Raw genomic sequence first — 14,811 nt, 5'->3', positions numbered from 1 at the left:
GCTACAACGCCTTGGGGGCAGGGCATTCCCCGTCAACAGGAGGTCTGCTTATGCCGGTTCCTCGCATCATTTTTTCGGCGGCAGTGGTCGCCATCCTGACGGCCCTGCCGGTGTGGTCCCAGACCGTTGCAGACAGCCTTGTCGGGCAACTGCACAACCAAGATTTCAACCAGGTCGACGTCTTCCGCACATGGCTGGGCCGCATCCGCATCGAGGCGGAAGGTGGTGGCATGCATCGGGAAATCGTCGTCAACCCGCGCACCGGCGAAATCCTGCGCGACTACTTGCGCAGCGACGACGGCAGCAACTCGGTCGGCCTTTTCTCGGCGGGCCCCGATACATCCGACCTCGGTACATCCGACGATGGCGGCAGCCAAGACGCCTCGTTCGATGACAGCAGCAGTTCGGACGATGGCGGTGACAGCGACAGCGGCGGCGGCGGCGATGACGGCGGCGATGACGGCGGCGATGACGGGGGGGATCACGGCGATGACGATGGCGGCGACGATGACTGAGGTGCCCCTGCCCCGATCGAACGGGGAGGCACGATGCGCAGCAAAGTGATTTTCACCCTCGTCCTGTTGGTGCAGGTGGTCTGCTCGACCTTCTTCGTGTCAGAAATCGTTCTGACGATCCTGAACATCCGGGCCGAGCCGATCAGTTGGCACACGCGGGAGTTGACCGAGATCGGGGCCATCATCGGCCTGATTCTTGGCTCGATCATTGGTGGGATGCACCTGATGGCCTCTCTCAAGCGCACGGCCGCTGCCGAGATGAAACTGAAGGCCGCCTCCGGTGCCTTCATGGAGGTCATGGCCGAGCGCTTCGATGACTGGGGCCTGACACCGGCCGAACGCGACGTGGCGCTGTTCGCGCTCAAGGGCCTGTCGATCCAAGAGATTGCCGCCCTGCGCGAAACCTCGGAAGGCACAGTCAAGGCGCAAAGCAATGCAATCTATCGCAAGGCTGGCGTCAGCGGGCGGCCGCAACTGCTGAGCCTCTTCATCGAAGACTTGCTGGATGGCGACGATCGGTTGAAGACGGCTGCCGAATAGTCAGCTCGCGGCCATTTCCTGCAACACGGACAAGGGCACGATATCCAGCGCGCGGTGGTGGGTCGCTTCCAGGTTGACCCATGGCGCGCAGCCCTCTTCGTGGGCTTGCAGAAACCGCGCGGCGCAAAGGCACCACAGGTCGCCCGGTTTCAGCCCGGCAAAGCCGAACTCGGGCCGGGGCGTGGACAGGTCGTTGCCAACATATTTGGAATAGGCGAGGAATTCGGCGGTCATCTGCGCGCAAACCGTGTGGCTTCCCTGATCCTCGGAACAGGTGTTGCAGGCGCCATCGCGGAAAAAACCGGTCATCGGATCAAGGGAACAGGGCTGCAACGCCCCGCCCAGAACGTTGATCGAGGCGTCCATTTCAACCATATGCGTCTCCTCGTCTGTTGCGGTGGATCAGAGGCTTTCGGCGATGGCCCGGAAGATCCGCAGGTTCCCGGCACCGACACCCTCTTCGCGGAACCCGCGGTCAGCGGCATTCACCGCGATGACGACATCGTTGACCTGATCGACATAGATATACTGCCCATAGACGCCCTGTGCCATGAATTGCCCCGGCTCAGCCCCGACTGGAATCCACCATTGGTAGCCATAGCGGGTCTGGCCCGGCGCGGTCGGGGCCGAGGGCGCTGTCGACTCGGCCACCCAGTCGGTGGGCACGATCTGCTGGTCGTTGTAACGGCCGTTTTGCAAGAAGGCCTGCCCCATCCGGGCATAATCGCGCGTCATCATGTTGAGTCCGCCGAGCACGAAGGCCACGCCGTCGCCATCGGTGATGTAGTAGGGCTGACTCTCCAACCCCATCGGCTGAATGATCCGCTCTGACAGAAGGTCGGGGATCGAGCGGCCCGTCGCCCCCCGGATCACCATGCCCAGAACATGGGTGTCGATCGAGACATATTGCCAGACCTCGCCGGGGGCATGGTCCCGGACTTGCAGGTCTGCCGCGAACTGGTCAAGCGCGCCGCCGAGTGCGACGACCCGGCCCATGCGGTTGATATCGGAATTGTAGTCGAGGTAATCTTCGTCGAAGCGCACGCCCGAGGCCATGTTCAACACGTTGCGGATCGTGGCCCCGTCATAGGCGCTGCCAGACAGCAGCGGGGCGTATTCCGTGACCTGTGTGTCCAGATCGGCAATCGTGCCGTCTGCCACCAGCGTGCCCAGAAGCGCCGAGAGGAAGCTTTTTGCCATCGACCATGAAATCCGCCGGTCTTCTGCCCCTGTGCCGAGGAAATAGTCCTCGTAACGGATCTCGCCATCTTGCAACACCACGAGTCCGGTGATCGCCCGCTCTTCGATCCACGCGGCGACCTCGGGCGGCAGGTCGGCGGGCGTGCCTTGGGGCAGGGGGCTGATCGGACCATCGCCGCGCGGCACCGGCGCGGTCAGAAACGCGCGGTCCATGTGCGAGAAGTTCTGCACGATGCGGTCGGCGTCGAACAGGCTGTTCACCGCCAGAAGCCGCTCGATCTCTTCGCGTTTCCATATGCCTGCCGCAAGGGCAAGCACCAAGATCAGCAAAAAGCCGCGAAGTCCGATCCTGAGTGCGCGTCGCATCGGCAAATCCTCGCTGTCGTCGGGTGTAGCACAGCAGAGGGGCTGCGCGGCGACAATCCCGACGCGGCGTCAACCGCAGGGGCGCCGGCCGGTCACTTGAAGCGATCAACCAGTTTTTGCAACGGGCTGCGGTCGTCCCCTGGCGTTTGGTCCGGCGCTGCGGCGGGCTTGGCCTTGGGCGGGGTCGTCGAGGTCGAAGAGCGTGGCGGTGCGGTGCGCAGGGCAACGGCGTTCAGGAACCGACCGGTGTCGCCCTTGGCCAGCTCTGCCGCACCATCGGAAATCCCGCGCATCAGGTCGTCCAGCCACTCCTGCTCGGCCTTGGCGAAATCCGACAACACATAGGGCGCGACCTTGTCCTTGTGGCCCGGATGGCCGATGCCAAGCCGGACGCGGTCGTAATGGGGCCCGATATGCTGGTGGATCGAGCGCAGGCCGTTATGGCCCGCGTGACCGCCGCCGGCCTTGACGCGGACCTTGCCGGGGGCGAGGTCCAAATCGTCATGGAAGACGGTTATGTCGGTCGAGTCGAGCTTGTAGAAGCGCATCGCCTCGCCCACCGATTGCCCCGACAGGTTCATGAAGGTCTCGGGCTTGAGCAGCAGCACCTTTTCCGATCCCAGCTTGCCCTCGGTCAGGCTGCCCTGAAACTTGCCACGCCAAGGGGCAAAGCCGTGATCCTCGGCGATCCTGTCCACGGCCATGAAGCCGATATTGTGCCGGTTGCCCGCATATTTCGCGCCGGGGTTTCCCAGTCCGACCCAGAGTTTCATGCCCGCCTCGCTCTCGCCTTGCAATTGCCGTCTCTGCCCTGTGCTATAGGCCGCACGCGAAACAGGATCAATGAAACGAGTCCCCATGCCGCTGATCGCCCTCAACGACGTGTCGCTGGAAGTTCCCGACAGCATCGCCAAGCCCGGCCTTTTGAAGGGCTTGAGCGCCGGAACCTACGAAGAGGACGAGGCCAACGCCGCGCGCGCCCGGATCAAGCCGGGAATGCGCGTCCTGGAATTGGGGGCGGGGCTTGGCTATGTCAGCACTGTCTGCGCCAGGCTGGCGGGGGCCGAGAACGTGATCAGCGTCGAGGCCAACCCGATTATGGTGCCGATCCTCAAGGCCAATCTGGCGCGCAACGGGCAGGGCGCGGTCGAAGTGCTGCATGGCGCCATCGTGCCGGACGCGGACCCATCCGACGGTGAAGGGATGCTTTTTCACGCGTCGCCGGCGTTTCTGGGCGGGCGATTGGCGACCGAGGATTCGGCACCCACCAATCTGGTCGATGTGCCGGCGATCGGGCTGCGCGCCCTGTTGCGGAAACATCGTCCCAATGTGGTGATGATGGATGTGGAAGGGGCCGAGGCGCATCTCTTTGACGAACCATGGAATTCGCAACTGCGCTTTCTGGTGCTGGAGCTGCACCCCGACCGCTATGCGGTGCGCACCATCAAGACGATCGTCGATTGCATGTCCGCCACCGGGCTGACCTATGATCCCGCCACCTCGCGCGGGCGGGTTCTGGGCTTTCGCAAGGTTTGGGATCGGGACTGAGACCCCCAAAAGCAACACGGCCCGCTCCTGTCGGGGCGGGCCGTGATCAGGTTTGTCGTCAGCGAATGAGGATCAATCCTCGGCGTCTTCGCCGACCACTTCCACTTCATCAGCGGCGACTTCGTCTTCATCCTCGTCGGACGCGGCGAGGCCCGACGGCGCGCTGATATTGGCGATCACGAAGTTCCGGTCGATCGTCGGACGGGTGCCTGCGGGCAGGGTGATGTCCTCGATGTTCACGGTGTCGCCGATCTTGAGCCCCGAGAGGTCCACGGTCAGTTTTTCAGGGATATCGCCTGCGGTGACCATCAGTTCGACTTCCGGGCGCACCGCGTTCAGAACACCACCGCGCTTGATGCCGGGGGCCTCTTCTTCGTTCAGGAATTCGACCGGAATGAACAGGTTGATGCGGCTGGTGCGGCGCAGGCGCATGAAGTCCACATGCGTCGGCAGGTCTTTCACCACGTCACGCTGAACGCTGCGGCAGATCACGCGCACGTCGTCCTCGCCATCGACCTTCAGGTTGAACAGCGTCGACAGGAAGCGGCCTGCCTTGAGCTTTTTCACCAGTTCGTTAAAGGGAATCTGGATCGCGAGCGGATCAAGACCGCCACCATAAACGATACCGGGCACTTTGCCTTCACGGCGTGCTTGACGAGCGGCCCCCTTGCCTGTCCCCGTCCGTGCCTCAGCTACGAGATCAGGAATCTCACCAGCCATAGCTATTCTCCATATAATAAAGGGGCGGCCTCCAAGGGTGTCCGCCCGGGTTAGAGCCTGTGCCTTTAGTGCAGATCGTCCGGCTTGGAAAGGGCGAATTGGCCGCGAAACCACAGCGTTCGGGCTTGCCAGCGTTGAAACCCCGTGACAATCGCGGATCATGTCACTGATCTCCGCCATTCGCCTGTCTCGCCATGCCCTGCCGGCCTTTGCCGTGCAAGGAATTTATTGGGGGGGATTCGCCGCCTACGTGCCATGGATCAAGGCGCATATCGAGGCCTCGGACAGTGCGTTCGGGCTGGCGTTGCTGGTGGCCGCTACCGGTGCTGTGCTGTCGATGTTGCTGGCGCCGCTCTTTGCGGCCCGGCTGGGCCGTATGGCGGTGCCCTTGGCCGCCCTGCTGCTGGCGGCCAGTTTCCAGGCCCCGATGTGGGTGCCTGGCGTGCTCGCCTTTGCGGCGACCATGTTCTTTGCCGGGGCCGGGTCGGGCCTGCTCGACGTGGTGATGAACGCGCGCCTGTCGCAGACCGAGGCGCGCAAGGGCGCGTCGCTGATGAACCTCAACCACGCGATCTATTCCTTTGCCTATGCGGCGTCGGCCATCTCGGCTGGCCTTGCGCGCGAAGCGGGCTGGCCGCCTGGCGTCGTCTTTGCCGGGCTTGCCGGGTTGACGCTGGTCGCCGCCATCTTCATGGCCGAACGGATGGAGCCGATGCCAGACCGCGGCGACACCCCGGCCCCCAAGGGGGCGTTCGGCGGGCTGATCCTGTGGGGCGGCTTGATCGTGCTGGTGGCCTTTCTTGCCGAGAACGCGACCGAGGGCTGGTCGGCCCTGCATGTGGAACGCACCCTTGGCGGCGGGGCGACCGAGGGCGCGCTTGGACCTGCGATGCTGGGGCTGACCATGGGGGTGGGTCGGTTCCTAGGGCAACTCGTTGTCGGGCGGCTCAGCGAAGTGCGGGTGATCTTCTGGGGCGCGCTCATTACCTCGGCGGGTGCGCTGCTGGCGGCGGTCGCCCCGGTGCCGCTGGTGGCCTATCTGGGGTTTGCCATTCTGGGGCTCGGCGTGTCGATCATCGCGCCGATGCTGTTGGCGCTGGCGGGCCGCATGGCCAGTGACGAGGCCCGCGCGCGTGTTATCTCTCGGGTCACGGTGATTGGCTACATGGGCTTTTTCATCGGCCCGCCGATCATGGGCTTTGTCGCGGGCGCGCTTAGCCTGCGGGCCTCCTTTGGCATGGTCGCGCTGTTGCTGGCGCTGGTGCCGGGGTTCCTGGTGCTGATGCGCCGCGCCGGTTAATCCACCACCTCGTCGGGATCGACCCCCCAGAGCGCCTCTTCCGGCACCCACCCGCGATGGCCGCCGGAACTGATCCGGCACCATGTGCCGGTGCATTCATCGAGAAAAGCGATCACGCCAAGCTCGGCCTGCGCCACCACAGGGGCCTCCGTGTCGGGGCGTTGGCGCAACTCCAGCATGTCGGTTTCGACGATCACAGTGCGCGTGCCGGACAGCAAGGAATAGTGCATCCAGCCCCCCGCACCATCGCGGTCCACGATCCGACGCCAATGACCGTATTCTGCCACGATCCGCACCGGCATGTTGCGCCGCTCATAGACCCAGTCGATGCGGTGGCTGCGCGACGGGCCGCGGCGGGCATAGGCCTCGGATGCCTGAATCGATACGTAACGCGGCAGCGGGAACCCCGTTACCGGGCCAATATCACCGCCGGGTTCCTGTGCACGCATGGCGATTGGGGAAAGCACCAGAAGCGCCGCCAGAACCACGCCTGCCAGAAATCGCACCATGTTTTTCTGCCCGTTTGCACCGATGCCGATCTTGCGCGGTCTTGGCGGTGTTTTTGTCGCTCTTTCAAGAGGCGCACTTGCACCCCTGCCTAGGATGAGAGAGTGTCACGGCAAGGGCTGAAATGCCAGAAGAGGGAAGCAGGGAATGCCAGGTCAGAAGCTGAGTGTTGTCGTAACGCGACGGTTGCCCGAAGCGGTCGAAACCCGGATGTCGGAACTGTTCGATGTCGAACTGCGCGACGAAGACCGCCCCATGACCCGATCCGAGCTGGTGTCGGCCATGTCGCGGGCCGATGTGCTGGTGCCTTGCGTGACCGACCAGATCGACGCAGGCCTGCTGGCGCAGGCGGGCGAAAAGCTGAAACTGATCGCCAATTACGGCGCAGGCGTTGACCATATCGACGTACAGACAGCCCGGCAGCGCGGCATCCTCGTATCCAACACGCCCGGTGTCGTGACCGAGGATACCGCCGACATGACGCTGGCGCTGATCCTCTCGGTCACCCGCCGTATCCCCGAAGGGCTGGCCGTGATGCAGGCTGGCCGATGGGATGGCTGGGCGCCCACCGCGTTCATGGGGGGGCGTATCGGCGGCAAGCGGCTTGGCATTCTGGGCATGGGCCGGATCGGACAGGCCGTGGCACGGCGCGCGGCAGTCTTCGGGATGCAGGTGCATTACCACAATCGCCGCCGCTTGCATGACGATATCGAGACCGAGTTGGAGGCGACCTATTGGGAAAGCCTCGACCAGATGATCGCGCGGGTCGATATCCTGTCGATCAATTGTCCGCATACGCCCTCGACCTTCCATCTGCTGAACGCCCGCCGGCTGAAGCTGATGAAACCCTCTGCGGTCATCGTGAACACTTCGCGCGGCGAGGTTATCGACGAGAACGCCCTGACCCGGATGCTGCGCACCAAGGAAATCGCGGGGGCTGGTCTGGATGTGTTCGAGCATGGCAAGGACGTGAACCCGCGCCTGCGCGAACTGGATAACGTGGTGCTGCTGCCGCACATGGGGTCCGCCACCGTCGAGGGCCGGGTCGAGATGGGCGAGAAGGTGATCATCAACGTCAAGACCTTCGACGATGGCCACCGCCCGCCTGATCTGGTTGTTCCGAGCATGTTGTGACGCGGATCGCCGAAGAAAATTCCCAAATTTTCTTCGGTCTCCAAAAGCCTTCTGGAAGGCTTTTGGGCAACGGACAATTCTTCCAGAAGGATTTTCCCCCACAGGGTGTTGAAAGGGGTGTGTTCATTGGTGTCCGGTCTGTTTGCGCAGGTCGGGTCCAGCGGGATGCGCCAGCCAGAGTCTCGACCTGAGCCGGTCCATCCGCCTGGGCGATAACGGGGGCTGAGCATTTCCGGCACGGGCCTGTCGGTTTCGGGCCGATAATAGTCGGCTGTCCATGGCCCCAAGCGGCGCATTTCGGCAAATTACCCCCAGAAATTCTGGCCCGGAGTCGTGCCCAATGAAAACCCAAGTCAAAGCCCTTGTCGTCGGCGGCGGTGCCGTCGGCACTTCGATCGCCTATCACCTCGCCAAAGCGGGCTGGTCAGATGTCATGCTGCTCGAACGCGACGAGCTGACCTCCGGCTCTACCTGGCACGCCGCCGGTCTGTTGCCGCTGTTCAACATGAGCTACGCAACGACCCATATCCACAAATACTCCGTCGACTTTTACAAGACGCTGGAAGAGGAAACCGGGCTGAACGCGGGCTTTGCCGTGGTGGGAAACCTGCGCATGGCGCAGACGCAGGATCGCATGGACGAATACATGCTTTACGCGTCGACCGCGGAAACCTGTGACGTGAAATATGAATGGCTGACCCCGGACCAGATCAAGGAACGCTGGCCGCTGATCGAGACCTCTGACCTGAAGGGCGCGATCTATCACACCGAGGACGGCTATATTAACCCGGCCGACGTCACGCAGGCGATGGCTAAGGGCGCCCGCCAACGCGGTGTAGATATCGTGCGCAAGATGCAGGCCGATGCGTTCCATTGGACCGGCAGCCACTGGGAAGTGACCTGCACCAAGATGGTGGAAAAGGGCGGCAACCTCGTGGCGTCCGACGAACAGGTTGTGATCACCGCCGAGCATGTGGTGACCGCATCCGGCAACCACGCGCAGCGCACGGCCAAGATGCTGGGCATCAAGATGCCCGCAATCCCGGTCGAGCACACCTTCATCGTCATGGACAAAGACCCCGAGCTGGTCAAATGGCGCGAAGCGGGCAACCCGGAACACCCGGTTATCCGGGACGCCGACAACGAATCCTACGCCCGCGAGGAACGTGGCGGCTGGATCCTTGGCATCTACGAACACGGCGCGCCCGCGCGGTTCGAATACGGTGTGCCCGACAGTTTCCGCGCGGATCTGTTCCCGCTGGATCTGGACCGCATCGCCGATCAATACATGGCGATGGCCGAACGCGTGCCCTCCTGCGCCGAGTCTGGTCTGAAAGACGATTTCAACGGCCCGATCTGCTACACCCCCGACGGCAACCCGCTGGTCGGTCCGGCGCCGGGCCTGCGCAACATGTGGCTGGCCGAGGGCTTCTCCTTCGGGATCACCGCCGCTGGCGGCACAGGTTATTACCTCGCGCAGCTGATGGTCGATGGCGAGGCCGAGATCGACATGGCGTCGCTCGACCCCAAGCGCTACGGCGACTGGGTGACGACCGAGTATGCCGCGCGCAAGAACGAGGAATGCTACGAGCACGTCTACATCCTGCACCACCCGGATGAAGAACGCGCCGCCTGCCGCCCGTTGCGCACCGCCCCGGCCTATGACCGGCAAAAGGCCCGTGGCGCGCAGTTCGGCTGCGTCAACGGGTTCGAGCGGCCCAACTATTTCGGCCCGCTGGATGCGCCCGAAAACTTCGATCACGACGCCCGCAGCTTCCGCCGGGGCGATTGGTGGCAATATGCGGTCGAGGAAGCCAAGGCCGTGCGCGACGGCGTGGGCCTGATCGACGCGACCGCCTTTACCAAGCACATGGTCAAAGGCCCCGGCGCGACCGCGTTCCTCGACTGGTTCACCTGCAACAAGCTGCCCAAAGTGGGCCGGATCAACCTGACCTACGCGCTGACCGATGCGGGCACGACGCGGACGGAATATACCATCGTGCGGTTAGCCGAAGATGAATATTACCTCGTTTCCGCCGGGGCATGGACCGATTACGACGCCGATTTCCTGCGCAAGGCAGCCGCCGACAAGGCGCCCGAGTTGGGCTATATCGAGATCCAGAACGTGACCACCCAGTGGGGTGTCTTCGCCATTGCCGGGCCAAAATCGCGTGACGTTCTGGCCGAGGTTATCAAGGATGCCGACCCCTCGACCGCGCTGTCGAACAAGCGCTTCCCGTGGCTGTCTGCACGCCAGATCGAACTGGGCATGTGCCCGGTCAACGCGATCCGCGTGGCCTATACCGGCGAGTTGGGGTGGGAATTGCATCACCCGATCGAGATGCAGAACTACCTGTTCGATCTGCTTGAAAAAGCAGGGGAAAAGCATGGGATGAAGCTGGTCGGTGCCCGCGCCCAGAACTGGCTGCGGCAGGAGAAATCCTACCGTGCGTTCGGCAACGAACTGGGCCGCGATGCAACCCCGCTGGAGGCCGACCTGCCGCGCTTCGTGGACCTGTCCAAAGAGTTCAACGGCAAGGCCCCGATGGAAGCCAAGGGCATCCGCTCGAAGTGCTGCACCGTCTTGATCGACGGACCGTCCGATGCCGATCCCTGGGGCCGTGAAGTGCTCTATACGCCCGAGGGCGAACGGGTCGGCCGTCTGACCTCGGGTGGGTACTCGGTGGCGTTCGGCAAGTCCATCGGCATGGGCTACGTCAAGCCCGACCTGGCCGTTGAAGGCACCAAGCTGAAGGTCAAGATGCAGGACAAGCTGTGGGATGCTGTCGTGACCTGCGACAGCCCCTACGACCCGAAAAACGAGACCATCCGCAAGGACGGTTAACGACAAAACAGGGGGGTGCCATGCGTACACCCCCTGTGCACCCCCCGTACACCCCCTGTGCATATGCGGGGCGTATCGGGCAGAACCGTTAACGGGCGCGAGGCGCGGTCATGAACAGGAAAGGCCCGCCAGATCCGGCGGGCCTTTTTCGTGGCTATCCGTTGCCGTTACCCATGCCCTGCCCACGTCCGAAATCGTCGGTGGTCACGACGCCATCGCCGTTGCTGTCCATCTGTGCGAACCACGCAGGCGAGGCGCTGACGAATTCCTCTTCGCTGACGATGCCGTCGCCATTCGCGTCATTCGCGCCGCGCATCATGCCCTGGTTCACGGGCTGCATGGCGTTGCCCTGATGGCCGCCCATATTGGCGATGTCGGCGGCGCGGGTTTCGTCGAAGAGGTCATACTCGTCACCCTGCAACAGCCCGTCGCCATTGACGTCGAACATGTAGAAGATATCGCTGCGGCGCATCTGGAGTTCCTCGAGCGTCACCTGCCCATCGGCATCGAGATCCCAGTTGTCGATGAAATGTTGTCCCGGCATACCTTGGGCGGCGGCAAGGGTGGGCAGGGCGGTCAGGGCGAGGGCGGCGAGAAATCGTTGCATTTGGAACGCATCCTTTATTGGCTTTGCAGATAGTTACACGCGCCAATAAAGGATATCCGTCGTCGCCCGCCCTGCGACAAACTGGCGGGCTTATTCCGCAGCCTTGGGGGCCAGCGCTTCGCTCAGTTCATCATAGGAATCGAGCGCCTTGGCCGCATACATCAGGGCCGGGCCGCCACCCATCTGCACGGCCATGCCAAGCGCCTCGGCCAGTTCCTCGCGGCTGCCACCGGCATTGATCAGCACCTCGACATGGAAATTCATGCACGGCTCGCAACTGTCAGCGACAGCGATGGCCACCGCGATCAGTTCCTTGGTTTTCACGTCCAGCGCGCCGTCGGTCTTCACGGCGGCGCTGACCCCTGCAAAGGCCCTGGTGACGGTCGGGATTGCCTTGTTCAGTTTGCGCAATTGGCCGCGCATGTCCTCGCGCTTGTCCATCCAGCTCATCGGGAAACCTCATTGTCCTGGTCAAGTTTCCCTTGTCAGACCAGAGCCAGCGCGCCCGCGCCTTGACCGGGATCAAACCGGGGCGCGGGCGATGAGCATCAGGTTGTTGGCGGGCCGCTCAAGGATCGAGACCGACAACGGCGCAAGACGGGCCTTGACCCAGGCCACGTCCTTGTAGCCGATTTCGGGGTCTTGCGCCTGAAGGCTGGCGTGGAAACTGGCGTCGCCCTGACTGGTGGCCTGACCGTCGCGCAGGAAAGGCCCGTAGACGAAGGCCACGCCGCCGGGGGCGAGGGCGGCGGCGATGCCGGAAAGAACCGCCTCGGCCTCGGGGGACGAGATGAGGTGGAGCAGGTTGACCAGCAGGATCATCTCGACCGGGCCATGGGTGGCGGCCCAGCCCGGTTGCGTCGCATCAAGCGCAATCGGCGTGAACAGGTTGGCCGGCCCTTCGGCAATGCGCCATGCGTCGATCGAGGCGAGGCGCTCGGGGTCCACATCTGTGGGCTGCCAGTCAAGGCCGCGCATGGCCTTGGCGAAGCGCACCGCGTGCTCGCCCGTGCCAGCGGCGATTTCAAGCACGCGACCGGTTTGCGGGGCGTGCGCCTCCAACACTTCCAGAATGGGCCAAGCGTTGCGCAGGGCCGAGGGCGCGGACATCCGACGATCGGGCATCGGCTTGGGCGCGTCGGGCAGGGTCAGTTTGCGGCTCATGCGAAGCGGGCCGGGCTGAGGGCAGCAACGATTTCTGGCGGCAGATCGGGCGGGCGGTTCGCGACCAGATCGGCCACCAGCTGGCTGGCGGCGGGCGCGGTCTGGAAGCCGTAGCCGCCTTGCCCCGCGACCCAGATGAATTCCGGCACCTCGGCGTCGCGCCCAAGCACGAGGGTGCGGTCCGGGGCGAAGGTGCGCAGGCCCGCCCATGTGCTTTCGACGCGGGTGACCTCTTCGGTCACAAACGGTTGGTAGCGGGCGATGCCCTCGGCCAATACCATGTCATCGGCCCACGCGTCATGGGGCGTCTCGATGGGGTCTTCCTCGGCGGGCGAAACGATCCACTTGCCCGCGTCTGGCTTGGCATACCATGTCTCGCCAGCGCCGATCAGCATCGGCCAGCTTGACGGATCGTGACCGCCGGGGGCCGGCATCCGCGCCATCGAGCGGCGCAGCGGCGTAAACCCAAGCGGAGCAATCCCGGCCATCTTGGCGACCTCGTCCACCCAAGCGCCCGCGGCATTGACCAGTTGCAGCGCCTCGTAGGTCTGGTCGGCTGTCGTGACCTGCCAGAGGCCACCCTGACGGCTGATCGCGGTAACGGGGTGGCCGGTTTTCACGGTGCCGGAATTGGCGCGCAGTTCCTTGACGAAATTGCCGACCAGCAGGTCCGTGTCCAGATCCCAAGCCTGGTCGTGATAGGCGGCGCCGGTCACGTAATCGGCGTTGATCGCAGGGACGCGGGCCACCGCATCCTCGACCGAAATCGGGGTCAGGCCCATTTCGGCCACGTCGGCGGCCAGCGCCTCTTCTTCGCCGGGGCCCGACAGGAACAGCAGCCCGCGGGGGCTGAGCACGCCGCCATTGGCGGTCATGTGATACTCCTGCGAGGCGAGGTTGAGCGCGACCGTGCTGGGCAGGCCATACTGCGCCTCGAACAGGGCGGCAGACCGGCCAGAGGCGTGGTAGGCCAGCCCGGTTTCCCCTTCCAGCAGCAAGACGGTTCCCAGATGAGACAGGCGTGCGCCTGCCGATGTGCCGGCGATGCCGCCGCCGATGACGAGAAAATCATAAATCATGGCGCCATGGGTCGCACGGATAGCCGGGGGCGGCAAGGGGCTGGGGCGGGGCGTCGAGCCGGGCGGGGTGCGACCGGTCGACCGGTCAGGTTGTGCCCACGAAAAAGGCCCGCCGGGTGGGGCGGGCCTTTTCCGTGTCTTGGTCTGCGGCGATCAGTTCGGGATCTCGGCGGTGATGCCTTCAACGTAGAAATCCATGCCGGCCAGCGTGCCATCGTCGGCCACTTCGCCCTCGGCCAGCCACGGGGTGCCGTCCTGACGGTTCAGCGGGCCGGTGAAGGGGTGATGTTCGCCGGACGCGATGGAATCGGCCAATGCCTGAGCCGAGGCGCGCACCTCTGCCGGGATCGCGTCGGTCATTTCACCGATCCGCACCATGCCGGAGCCGATGCCGCCCCAGGTGTCCATGCTTTCCCAGGTGCCGTCCATGACGGCCTGTGTGCGGGCGATGTAGTAGGGCGCCCAGTTGTCGATGATGGCAGACACGCGCGGAGTCGGGGCGAACTGGCCCATGTCGGAGGCCTGACCGAAGCCGATCACGCCCGCGTCCTGCATGACGGTCATCGGCGCGGTGGAATCGGTGTGTTGCAGGATCACGTCTGCGCCTTGGTCGATCAGGGCCTGCGCGGCCTCGGCTTCAACCGCCGGGTCGAACCAGGTGTAGGCCCAGACCACGCGGAATTCGACATCCGGGTTCACCGCACGGGCGTGGATGAAGGCCGAGTTGATGCCGCGGATCACTTCCGGGATCGGGTAAGAGCCGATGTAGCCGACGATGTTGGACTCGGTCATGTTGCCCGCGATATGGCCCATCACGGCGCGGCCTTCGTAGAAGCGCGCGGAATAGGTGGACATGTTCGGCGTGTCGCGGCGATAGCCGGTGGCGTGTTCGAACATGACATTGGGGAACCGGGCCGCGACGTTGTTGGTCGGGTCCATGTAACCAAACGAGGTGGTGAAGATCAGGTCGGCGCCCGACAGCGCCATCTGGGTCAGCACCCGCTCGGCATCCGCGCCCTCGGGCACGTTTTCGACATAGGTGGTTTCGACCGCATCGCCGAAATGCTCTTGCATGGCGAGGCGGGACTGGTCGTGCTCATGCGTCCAGCCGAGGTCGCCGATCGAGCCGACATAGACAAAGCCCACCTGAAGCGGGTCGTCCTGTGCGACGGCGGGCGCGGCAAGGCCGAGCGCCAGCAGGCCGCTTGTCATCAGTTTCGTAAAGGTTTTCATCCCATAGGTCTCCTTGTTGGTCTTCAGGTTTTTTCTCGATTGGGGCAGGGCAT

16 protein-coding genes are annotated in these 14,811 nt (G+C 64.0%); 6 read left to right on the top strand and 10 right to left on the bottom strand.

Annotated elements, in window-relative coordinates; translation table 11 throughout:
- Positions 1 to 50 precede the first annotated feature (50 nt).
- Together BKY27_RS20215 and BKY27_RS00530 are read left to right on the top strand one after the other, a co-directional pair.
- The gene (locus BKY27_RS20215) at positions 51 to 515 is read left to right on the top strand and encodes a hypothetical protein (RefSeq protein ID WP_071672465.1); all 465 of its coding nucleotides are present in this window, start codon (positions 51 to 53) and stop codon (positions 513 to 515) included.
- A gap of 33 nt (positions 516 to 548) precedes the next feature.
- Complete coding sequence (locus tag BKY27_RS00530; protein WP_071672464.1) at positions 549 to 1,055, top strand: helix-turn-helix transcriptional regulator; 507 nt, start codon at positions 549 to 551, stop codon at positions 1,053 to 1,055.
- Here BKY27_RS00530 and BKY27_RS00525 read toward each other — a convergent pair whose 3' ends face one another.
- The 3 genes from BKY27_RS00525 to pth form a co-directional block, all read right to left on the bottom strand.
- Entirely contained in the window at positions 1,056 to 1,430 is a 375-nt protein-coding gene (locus BKY27_RS00525) for a DUF2237 family protein (protein WP_071672463.1), read from the bottom strand.
- Positions 1,431 to 1,457: 27 nt separating this feature from the next.
- The gene (locus BKY27_RS00520) at positions 1,458 to 2,621 is read right to left on the bottom strand and encodes a serine hydrolase domain-containing protein (RefSeq protein WP_071672462.1); all 1,164 of its coding nucleotides are present in this window, start codon (positions 2,619 to 2,621) and stop codon (positions 1,458 to 1,460) included.
- Between the two features lie 92 nt (positions 2,622 to 2,713).
- Complete coding sequence (pth, locus tag BKY27_RS00515) at positions 2,714 to 3,394, bottom strand: aminoacyl-tRNA hydrolase (protein WP_071672654.1); 681 nt, start codon at positions 3,392 to 3,394, stop codon at positions 2,714 to 2,716.
- 70 nt (positions 3,395 to 3,464) lie between these two features.
- Between pth and BKY27_RS00510 the strand changes: the two genes are divergently transcribed.
- Entirely contained in the window at positions 3,465 to 4,169 is a 705-nt protein-coding gene (locus tag BKY27_RS00510) for an FkbM family methyltransferase (RefSeq protein ID WP_233491748.1), read from the top strand.
- 72 nt (positions 4,170 to 4,241) lie between these two features.
- On the opposite strand, the gene BKY27_RS00505 is transcribed toward BKY27_RS00510, so the two are convergent.
- Complete coding sequence (locus tag BKY27_RS00505) at positions 4,242 to 4,889, bottom strand: 50S ribosomal protein L25/general stress protein Ctc (protein ID WP_071672460.1); 648 nt, start codon at positions 4,887 to 4,889, stop codon at positions 4,242 to 4,244.
- A gap of 160 nt (positions 4,890 to 5,049) precedes the next feature.
- On the opposite strand from BKY27_RS00505, the gene BKY27_RS00500 reads away from it, so the two are divergent.
- The gene (locus BKY27_RS00500) at positions 5,050 to 6,189 is read left to right on the top strand and encodes an MFS transporter (RefSeq protein ID WP_071672459.1); all 1,140 of its coding nucleotides are present in this window, start codon (positions 5,050 to 5,052) and stop codon (positions 6,187 to 6,189) included.
- Here the strand turns inward: BKY27_RS00500 and BKY27_RS00495 are convergent.
- Complete coding sequence (locus BKY27_RS00495; protein ID WP_084667788.1) at positions 6,186 to 6,698, bottom strand: SH3 domain-containing protein; 513 nt, start codon at positions 6,696 to 6,698, stop codon at positions 6,186 to 6,188. The two genes, BKY27_RS00500 and BKY27_RS00495, sit on opposite strands and share 4 nt — an antisense overlap.
- A gap of 145 nt (positions 6,699 to 6,843) precedes the next feature.
- On the opposite strand from BKY27_RS00495, the gene BKY27_RS00490 reads away from it, so the two are divergent.
- Together BKY27_RS00490 and BKY27_RS00485 are read left to right on the top strand one after the other, a co-directional pair.
- Complete coding sequence (locus BKY27_RS00490; protein WP_071672457.1) at positions 6,844 to 7,830, top strand: 2-hydroxyacid dehydrogenase; 987 nt, start codon at positions 6,844 to 6,846, stop codon at positions 7,828 to 7,830.
- Positions 7,831 to 8,170: 340 nt separating this feature from the next.
- A complete protein-coding gene (locus tag BKY27_RS00485) occupies positions 8,171 to 10,675 on the top strand; it encodes a GcvT family protein (RefSeq protein WP_071672456.1) in 2,505 nt (834 codons plus the stop codon).
- A gap of 154 nt (positions 10,676 to 10,829) precedes the next feature.
- Here BKY27_RS00485 and BKY27_RS00480 read toward each other — a convergent pair whose 3' ends face one another.
- From BKY27_RS00480 to BKY27_RS00460, 5 genes are all read right to left on the bottom strand, one after another.
- Positions 10,830 to 11,282 carry an EF-hand domain-containing protein gene (locus BKY27_RS00480; protein ID WP_071672455.1) on the bottom strand — a complete coding sequence of 151 codons (453 nt, stop codon included), beginning with the start codon at positions 11,280 to 11,282 and terminating at the stop codon, positions 10,830 to 10,832.
- A 90-nt stretch (positions 11,283 to 11,372) separates the two neighbouring features.
- A complete protein-coding gene (locus BKY27_RS00475) occupies positions 11,373 to 11,732 on the bottom strand; it encodes a carboxymuconolactone decarboxylase family protein (protein WP_071672454.1) in 360 nt (119 codons plus the stop codon).
- Positions 11,733 to 11,804: 72 nt separating this feature from the next.
- Positions 11,805 to 12,446, bottom strand: coding sequence for a DUF938 domain-containing protein (locus BKY27_RS00470; RefSeq protein ID WP_071672453.1), 642 nt, complete (start codon positions 12,444 to 12,446; stop codon positions 11,805 to 11,807).
- The gene (locus BKY27_RS00465; RefSeq protein ID WP_071672653.1) at positions 12,443 to 13,522 is read right to left on the bottom strand and encodes an NAD(P)/FAD-dependent oxidoreductase; all 1,080 of its coding nucleotides are present in this window, start codon (positions 13,520 to 13,522) and stop codon (positions 12,443 to 12,445) included. Before BKY27_RS00465 ends, BKY27_RS00470 begins: the two co-directional genes overlap by 4 nt.
- 156 nt (positions 13,523 to 13,678) lie before the next feature.
- On the bottom strand, positions 13,679 to 14,758 hold the full coding sequence (locus BKY27_RS00460; protein ID WP_071672652.1) for a BMP family ABC transporter substrate-binding protein: 1,080 nt from the start codon (positions 14,756 to 14,758) through the stop codon (positions 13,679 to 13,681).
- Between the last annotated feature and the right edge of the window lie 53 nt (positions 14,759 to 14,811).

Origin of the sequence: Nioella nitratireducens, from assembly GCF_001879715.1 — a bacterium.
In the GTDB taxonomy this organism is placed as follows: Bacteria; Pseudomonadota; Alphaproteobacteria; order Rhodobacterales; family Rhodobacteraceae; genus Nioella; species Nioella nitratireducens.
This window is presented reverse-complemented; position numbering and strand designations above follow the sequence as displayed.

What these genes read in the sequence shown, in the direction of transcription:
- BKY27_RS20215 (WP_071672465.1), top strand. Translation starts at nt 51, where the DNA reads ATGCCGGTTCCTCGCATCATTTTTTCGGCGGCAGTGGTCGCCATCCTG.
- BKY27_RS00530 (WP_071672464.1), top strand. Translation starts at nt 549, where the DNA reads ATGCGCAGCAAAGTGATTTTCACCCTCGTCCTGTTGGTGCAGGTGGTC.
- BKY27_RS00525 (WP_071672463.1), bottom strand. Translation starts at nt 1,430, where the DNA reads ATGGTTGAAATGGACGCCTCGATCAACGTTCTGGGCGGGGCGTTGCAG.
- BKY27_RS00520 (WP_071672462.1), bottom strand. Translation starts at nt 2,621, where the DNA reads ATGCGACGCGCACTCAGGATCGGACTTCGCGGCTTTTTGCTGATCTTG.
- pth (WP_071672654.1), bottom strand. Translation starts at nt 3,394, where the DNA reads ATGAAACTCTGGGTCGGACTGGGAAACCCCGGCGCGAAATATGCGGGC.
- BKY27_RS00510 (WP_233491748.1), top strand. Translation starts at nt 3,465, where the DNA reads ATGAAACGAGTCCCCATGCCGCTGATCGCCCTCAACGACGTGTCGCTG.
- BKY27_RS00505 (WP_071672460.1), bottom strand. Translation starts at nt 4,889, where the DNA reads ATGGCTGGTGAGATTCCTGATCTCGTAGCTGAGGCACGGACGGGGACA.
- BKY27_RS00500 (WP_071672459.1), top strand. Translation starts at nt 5,050, where the DNA reads ATGTCACTGATCTCCGCCATTCGCCTGTCTCGCCATGCCCTGCCGGCC.
- BKY27_RS00495 (WP_084667788.1), bottom strand. Translation starts at nt 6,698, where the DNA reads ATGGTGCGATTTCTGGCAGGCGTGGTTCTGGCGGCGCTTCTGGTGCTT.
- BKY27_RS00490 (WP_071672457.1), top strand. Translation starts at nt 6,844, where the DNA reads ATGCCAGGTCAGAAGCTGAGTGTTGTCGTAACGCGACGGTTGCCCGAA.
- BKY27_RS00485 (WP_071672456.1), top strand. Translation starts at nt 8,171, where the DNA reads ATGAAAACCCAAGTCAAAGCCCTTGTCGTCGGCGGCGGTGCCGTCGGC.
- BKY27_RS00480 (WP_071672455.1), bottom strand. Translation starts at nt 11,282, where the DNA reads ATGCAACGATTTCTCGCCGCCCTCGCCCTGACCGCCCTGCCCACCCTT.
- BKY27_RS00475 (WP_071672454.1), bottom strand. Translation starts at nt 11,732, where the DNA reads ATGAGCTGGATGGACAAGCGCGAGGACATGCGCGGCCAATTGCGCAAA.
- BKY27_RS00470 (WP_071672453.1), bottom strand. Translation starts at nt 12,446, where the DNA reads ATGAGCCGCAAACTGACCCTGCCCGACGCGCCCAAGCCGATGCCCGAT.
- BKY27_RS00460 (WP_071672652.1), bottom strand. Translation starts at nt 14,758, where the DNA reads ATGAAAACCTTTACGAAACTGATGACAAGCGGCCTGCTGGCGCTCGGC.